This window comes from Ligilactobacillus sp. (genome assembly GCF_036846325.1).
In the GTDB taxonomy this organism is placed as follows: Bacteria; Bacillota; Bacilli; order Lactobacillales; family Lactobacillaceae; genus Ligilactobacillus.
This window is the reverse complement of the sequence record NZ_DAIUCE010000003.1, coordinates 47251-54086: the sequence shown is the minus strand read 5'-3', so window position 1 is coordinate 54086 and position 6836 is coordinate 47251. Positions and strand designations below refer to the sequence as shown.

At 50.4% G+C, this 6836-nt stretch carries 5 protein-coding genes and 1 pseudogene; 2 read left to right on the top strand and 4 right to left on the bottom strand.

Translation table 11 applies throughout. The features are described 5' to 3' along the window. Positions 1–1049 (top strand): annotated as a pseudogene (locus tag V7Z60_RS00875) (4-amino-4-deoxy-L-arabinose transferase); the annotation flags it as partial. Between the two features lie 15 nt (positions 1050–1064). Continuing rightward, positions 1065–2060, top strand: coding sequence for a glycosyltransferase family 2 protein (locus V7Z60_RS00870; RefSeq protein WP_334115599.1), 996 nt, complete (start codon positions 1065–1067; stop codon positions 2058–2060). A gap of 76 nt (positions 2061–2136) precedes the next feature. On the opposite strand, the gene V7Z60_RS00865 is transcribed toward V7Z60_RS00870, so the two are convergent. The 4 genes from V7Z60_RS00865 to aroA all read right to left on the bottom strand — a co-directional run bounded on the left by V7Z60_RS00865 (position 2137) and on the right by aroA (position 6836). After that, entirely contained in the window at positions 2137–3783 is a 1647-nt protein-coding gene (locus V7Z60_RS00865; protein WP_334115596.1) for a peptide ABC transporter substrate-binding protein, read from the bottom strand. A gap of 158 nt (positions 3784–3941) precedes the next feature. Further along, positions 3942–4436 carry a shikimate kinase gene (locus tag V7Z60_RS00860; RefSeq protein ID WP_334115594.1) on the bottom strand — a complete coding sequence of 165 codons (495 nt, stop codon included), beginning with the start codon at positions 4434–4436 and terminating at the stop codon, positions 3942–3944. Between the two features lie 5 nt (positions 4437–4441). Beyond that, positions 4442–5533: a prephenate dehydrogenase gene (locus V7Z60_RS00855; protein WP_334115593.1), complete on the bottom strand. Its 1092-nt coding sequence runs from the start codon at positions 5531–5533 to the stop codon at positions 4442–4444. Continuing rightward, complete coding sequence (gene aroA / locus V7Z60_RS00850) at positions 5526–6836, bottom strand: 3-phosphoshikimate 1-carboxyvinyltransferase (protein ID WP_334115592.1); 1311 nt, start codon at positions 6834–6836, stop codon at positions 5526–5528. Before aroA ends, V7Z60_RS00855 begins: the two co-directional genes overlap by 8 nt.

Sequence of the window (6836 nt, the reverse complement as noted above, 5' to 3'; positions counted from 1 at the left end):
GGCTTGATGAAAAACGTCGCCAGCTGCTTTACTGGTCGCTTTGGCTGATTCCGACGGCCGGCTTCTTCTCAATCGCAGGCTTCTTCCATCCTTACTATACGGTCATGATGGCTCCTCCGATTGCGGCTCTTTGCGGAATCGGATTTGCACACATGATATCGCTCAGGGAACAGGACTCAAAACTCAAGGCTCTCTACAGCATCGGCTTATTGATCACAACGATGCTTCAAGCATGGTACGTTTCAGAATACAGCGTGATTCTGGCAGTTCTGCTTGCTTTTTGTTCCGTATGCGCCATTGCCGCATTCTGGCATTTCAATGACGGCCAGCAAAGGAAGTTTGCAAAATTCTGCCTGGCGGCACTGCTCGTTGCACCGGGGTTCTGGTCCCTGACGCCGGCTTTGGCCGGAGAATCGGCCGCAATTCCAAGTGCAGGTCCGAGCCTTCTGGGACGTAACGGAAATGCAGGCGGTTCAGGCAATGAACAAGTCGACTCAAAAATGCTCAAATACCTCGAAAAGCATTCCCGGAATACCAAATACCTCTTCGCGACAATGGATGCAAATACTGCTGCTCCGTACATCATCAAGACGCAGAAGGCAGTCATGACGATCGGCGGCTACAACGGCACTGACGACGCGATCACGCTCAGCCAATTCAAACAGCTTGTCAGAAAAGGTCAGATAAAATACTTCTATCTCTCAGGCAAGACGACAAACAATGAAATCGTCAAGTGGGTCAAAAAACACGGCAGAATCGTTTACGGAAAACAGACAACTGAAAAAACCGGCTCAAAAACTCAGAACAGTCCGTTCAATGGTCAAAACCAAAACGGAAACATGATGCCAAAGGGAAACACTCAGGCTCCAAATGGACAGCAGCAGCCGTCAGCCGGAGGACAAAATCAGGGAAACGGTCCTTCTAAAGGAAACAGCCACCGTCAACCTGGAAAGATGCCAAAGCAAAAAGGCATGAAACAGCCTGGAAAAACAAACAGGAATTCCTTTTCTGCATTTGGCAGTCAGGGAGTCCTCTATCAACTGGACTAGAAAGAAGGAGAAACTATGCCCGAAACACTCACAATCATCGTTCCTTGTTATAACGAAGAAGAGATGCTCGAAACTTCAGCCGAAGTCTTTTCAAAAATCATCCAGACTCTGATGATCGGAAAACAGATTTCAACAAGCAGTAAAGTGCTTTTCGTCGATGACGGCAGCACGGACGACACCTGGAACATCATCAAGAGACTTGAGCAGGAAAGCCCCGTTTTTTCCGGAATCAAGTTTTCACGCAACTTCGGTCATCAAAATGCCTTGCTCGCAGGCATGAAGACCGCTGTTGACTTTTCGGATCTGATGGTCACGATTGACTGTGACCTGCAGGACGATCCGCAGAAAATCATCGAAATGGTCGCCTTGAGCAAGCAGGGAAACGACATCGTCTACGGAATCCGCAGCAGGCGCAAAACGGACAGCATGTTCAAGCGCATGACCGCCAATGCCTTCTATTCCATAATGAAGAAAATGGGCACGGAACTGAAACCAAACCACGCTGATTTCCGTTTGATGTCAAAACGTGCGGTCAGGGCTCTGCTTGAGTATCACGAAGAAAATCTCTTTCTGCGCGGGGTCGTTCCGATGCTCGGGTTCAAGAGTGCAGAAGTCTTTTACGAACGGGAACCCCGCATTCATGGTCAAAGTAAATACCCGTTGAAGAAGATGCTTGCGCTTGCCATAAACGGAATCACCTCCATGACGGATTTCCCCTTGAAATTAATTCTGGCAGCAGGCATCATGGCATTTTCCGTCAGCTCAGTCGGATTGATTGGAACGGGCATTGCAGCAATCTTCTCATCAGTCAAAGTTTCATCGGTGCTCATTTTGTCAATGTGGCTGATTGGCGGAATCCTGCTTTGTTCCATGGGCGTTCTTGGCATCTATCTCTACAAGGCCTTGCTTGAAACAAGGCATCGTCCGCTTTATCTCATCGAGGTTGACGATTACACTGATTTTTTTCAAAAGAAGCAAAATGACAGGTTCAATCTGCTGAAACGTGCCTGAACAGAATCAGAAAGCAAAAAAAGCTCCCGCGATTTTGCGGGAGCTTTTCTTGTAAATTGATCAGTCGTTTAAGACATTACTTTGTAATGTAGACATTCTTCCAGTTGTTTACCGCACCGGCAGTGTTCTGAATCAGTCCCTTGACGTTTGAACGGATGAGCTGCGGCTGGTTGAGCTGGAACAGAGGTGAGATACCCTGATCTTCGTTGATGATCTTGGATGCCTTGACCATGTCGTTCCAACGTGCTTCTGCGTTGCCCGCATCAGTTGTCTTGGACTTGTTGATCCACTTGTCGTATTCGGCATTCTTCCAGCTGCCGAAGTTGTATGCATTGCCTGTCGTGTAGAGATCCAGGTAGCTGATAGGATCTGAGAAGTCAGCGCCCCAGCTTGATACAACGACGTCGAACTGGCCCTTCTGTGAACGTGTGACACGTGTCTTGAACGGAATGTTCTGAACGCTTACCTTTGTGCCTGGCAGGTTTTCTTCAATCTGGCTCTGAAGGAATTCCGTGATCTTCTTGGAATTGTCCGTATCATCACCGAGAAGCGTGAAGCTCAAGTTGCTTTCGCCGAGTTCCTTCAACCCCTGCTTGAGGTACTTCTGAGCCTTGGTCTTGTTGAATTCAGCACCTTCGCTTGTCTTGGCAGCTTCAACGAAGTCCTTTCCGTCACGCTTTGCAAGACCCTTGGAGACAGGACCTTCGCAAGGAATCGTACCGGCGCCGAGAACCTTCTCTGCCAGCTGCTTGCGGTCGATCGCGCATGAGATTGCACGACGGATGTTCTTGTTCTGGAACTTCTTTTGTGTCTGGTTGAAGTCAAGATATGACGTGCGGGCCTGCTTCAGAACGCTGTAGTCGCCGTTGTTGCTGAGCTGCTTTGACTGTTCCGGACTGAGGATTGTCTCGTCCAGTTTCTTGCTTTGATACAGATTATATGACGTCGTCGTGCTCTTGTTTACGCTGAAGTTGATTTCGCTGAGCTTGACGTTCTTCTTGTCCCAGTAGTTGTCGTTCTTGACAAGCTTCCACTTGAGGTTCGTGCCTGTCCAGCCCGTCATCTTGAACGGACCGTCATAGACCATGTACTTGGCTGCCGTGCCGTACTTGCTGCCGTATTGTTCAACTGCCTTCTGGTTCTGCGGTGCAAATACGCAGAAGCCCATGAGCAGCTTGAAGTAAGGGAGCTGCTTTTCGAGACTTACGACAAGCTTGTACTTGCCCACTGCCTTGATGCCGAGAGTTGAAGGTGCCTTCTTGCCGGCAACGATGTCGTCAGCATTCTTGATGCCCGAGAACAGGTATGAGTATGATGCCGCCGTCTTGGGATCAACCGTGCGCTGCCACGAATAAACGAAGTCCTTGGCCGTGACGGGATCGCCGTTTGACCACTTGGCGTTCTTGCGCAATGTGAACGTGTATGTAAGGTTGTCCTTCGATACGGTCGTCTTCTCGGCAATTCCGGGTTCAACCTTCGAATCCTTGCCCAGGCGGTAGAGACCTTCCATGGTGTTGTTCAGCATGTCCCCGCCGATCGTGTCCATGATCTTCGAAGGATCCATTGTTGACAGTTCGGATGCCTCATTCCAGTTTAAAACCTGCTTTTCCGCAAGCTTGCCGTTTCCATTTGATTTGCCGCTGTCAGATGAGCCGCAGGCAGTCAGGGCAACTGCCGCTGACGCTACGGCAACACCGGCTGTCAATGTCTTTTTCCAGTTCATACGCCGTTCTCCCTTTCATTTAAAACACATTTAGTTAAGATTGTTTTAAATTATACAACCAACTAATTAAGTTTGCAATACCGTTTTGCAATTTTTCTCTAATTTTCATTTGAAGCAATTCCCTTGTTAAGGAAAATGCAGAGCTTTTTTCTCTCATTTTAGAGCAACCCGATGATTTTTTCCGCAATCTCAAGCGGAGTCATTTCGTCTGTCCTGATGGCATAATCCGCACAATCCTCGTACGCCCGGCGACGCTGATTCTTCAGATTTCCCAGACTCGCTTCATCAAGTCCGTCCGCAAGCGGACGCGTATCGTCTCCCTGCAGTCTTTCAAACGTTTCCTTTGAGCTTGCCTCAAGTAAAATCACTGGGACCCCCGCATTCTTCATGGCCAGTCTGTTGTCTTCCCTTAACGGAGTCCCGCCTCCCGTTGCCAGAACGGCATCCTCCTTCAGGATTTCAAGCAGAAGCTCGTGCTCGCGTCTTCTGAAGTAGTCTTCGCCGTCTTCTTCAAAGATCTGCTTCACTGACCTCTGTTCGTTTTCAACGATGTATTCGTCAAGATCAAAGGCGCGACAGCCTAATTTTCTGGCCAGAAGCCGGCTGACTGTCGTTTTGCCGCTTCCCATGAAGCCGATGATAATCGCTTTCATCCCTTTTACCTCTCAATAATCTTATACTTTGTCTTCAGCAGTTCCAAAGCCTTCTGACGATCTTTTCCTGACGAAAATGTCAATTGTGCAATTCCGTCAATTTCCTCCCTGATTTCCAGAATATGAATGTTGACCAGGTTAATGCGCGCATCTGCCAGAATCCGCGTCACGTCGGCCAGGGATCCGACTTTGTCGGCAAGATTGATGAACAGGTCGTAAAAACCAGGAATTGCGCCAAGCTTTTCCGGCCCAAGTGAATCCCGCCCTGTTTTGGCTGACTTGAAGAAGTCGAACAGGGCTTTTTGATCCTGTTTCTTGATTTTTTCATCAATCTCCCTTAAAGCGGCGATGTAGTCTTCAAGCTGCGCGCTGATCAGTTCGCCATTGTTCAGCAGAATCGAACTCCACATCGTCGGGTCGGCCGATGCGATGCGCGTGATGGACTTGAACCCGCCGGCTGCGACCCTCATCCCCATCGGCTCGTCTTCAAACGTCCTTTCAGTCTGATTGACCAGAGCTGACGCCACCACGTGCGGCACGTGACTGATCTGGGCCACGATTCTGTCATGCCGGTCCGGGGTCGTTTCCAGCCATTTGGCATGAACTCCACTGAGCATCTCCTTCAGTTCCGGAAGTTTCTTCCCGGACGCATCATCTGCCGGAATCAGGAAGTAGAAGGCATTTTCAAACAGATCGGCTTTTCCTGCCCAGACACCCGTCTTATGCGACCCCGCCATCGGATGACCGGCAATGAAAATCCTGCCTGCATCAATCAGCTTCCGTGCAGCTTCCATGACCGTTTTCTTCGTACTGCCGACATCAGTGATGATTGCTCCCGGTTTCGTTTCAAGTCCGGCCAGCCGCAGAAGGTCTTCTTCAATTACGCTGACGGGCGTCGCCAGAATAATCAGGTCGGCATCTCCAGCCTTGTCAAATGCAGTGCCGCATTCGTCCGCGATTCCGTGTTCCAGCGCATAGCGTTCGGCGTCCTTGTTTTGATCTTCTGCAATCAGCATGTAATCCGGGTGTTTTTTTTTGATTGCTCTTGCAAGCGAACTTCCGATCAGTCCCAGGCCTTTCAAGTAAACCTTAGTCATTCTTCACGCCTCCTGTAATCTTCTCCAGGTCGGAAAAGAACGTCGGATACGAAATGTCAATGGCAGCTTCATTTTCAAGTTCCATTCCGCAATCTGCCTTCAGTGCCGCAATTGTGTCCATCATGCCGATGCGGTGATCTCCGTGGCTGTCAAGTTTCGTGGTCTGAACGTCCCAGTTCTCCCGTCCCTTGATAATCATCCCGTCCTCAAGTTCTTCGATTTCAACGCCGAACTTGCGAAGCTCTGCTGCCGTCACTGCGATTCTGTCGGTTTCCTTGACGCGAAGTTCAGCCGCACCGGTGATTCTGCTCGTTCCGTCAGCGCTTGCGGCAAGCATCGCAACAAGCGGCAGTTCATCAATGATTGCCGGGACGTCTTCTTCAGTCAACTCGACTGCCCTGAGCGGCGCATATTTCACTCTGATCGTTCCGCGTCTTTCTCCGCCTTCATCCGGATCAGGCACGATGCTGACGTTTCCGCCCATCCTGCACAGGACATGCAGAATTCCGGTCCTTGTCGGGTTGAGCGAAACGTTTTCAAACGTTGCTTCCGACCCGGGAATCAAAGCTGCTGCCGCGATGAAAAATGCCGCAGAGGAAATATCGCCCGGGACGATGACCTTTCTGCCTTTCAGACGAGGTTTCCCGGAAACCGTAATCGTCACGCCATCATCAGCTGTCCTCACGTCTGCGCCGAATGCCTGAAGCATGATTTCCGTATGATTGCGCGTCGGCAGCTTTTCAACGATGGTTGATGTTCCGTCGGCATAAAGTGCCGCAAAAATCAGCGCGCTTTTCACCTGTGCGCTTGCAACATCCATCTTGACCGTTGCCTCATGAAGCTTCTTGCCGTGAACGGCTGCAGGAAGCGTCCCCTGATCCGAAAGCAGGACCTCTGCACCGAACTTCTTCAACGGTTCGCTGACGCGTTTCATGGGGCGCTTCGAAAGTGAGGCGTCGCCTTCCATTTCCGCATCAAGCTCCTGCCCGGACAGAAGTCCCATCATGAGTCTCGTCGTCGTCCCTGAATTTCCCATGTCAAGAGACCCTTCCGGCTGCTTCAATCCGGTCAGGCCCACGCCTTCGACTTCGACGTGCTCGCCGTTTCGGACGATTCTGACACCGAGGTCCTGCAAGGCCTTCATCGTGCTCAGACAGTCCTCGCCACAGAGAAAATGCTCGATTTCCGTCCTTCCTTCACTGATTGCTCCGATCATCAGGGCACGGTGCGAAATGCTTTTGTCCCCCGGCACCGTCAAATTGCCGTGCAGTCCGTTTTCCGGCGCTTTTTGCAAAATTTTCAT

Excerpts from the sequence above, each read along its gene's own strand:
- V7Z60_RS00870 (WP_334115599.1), top strand. The coding sequence starts at position 1,065 with ATGCCCGAAACACTCACAATCATCGTTCCTTGTTATAACGAAGAAGAG.
- V7Z60_RS00865 (WP_334115596.1), bottom strand. The coding sequence starts at position 3,783 with ATGAACTGGAAAAAGACATTGACAGCCGGTGTTGCCGTAGCGTCAGCG.
- V7Z60_RS00860 (WP_334115594.1), bottom strand. The coding sequence starts at position 4,436 with ATGAAAGCGATTATCATCGGCTTCATGGGAAGCGGCAAAACGACAGTC.
- V7Z60_RS00855 (WP_334115593.1), bottom strand. The coding sequence starts at position 5,533 with ATGACTAAGGTTTACTTGAAAGGCCTGGGACTGATCGGAAGTTCGCTT.
- aroA (WP_334115592.1), bottom strand. The coding sequence starts at position 6,836 with ATGAAAATTTTGCAAAAAGCGCCGGAAAACGGACTGCACGGCAATTTG.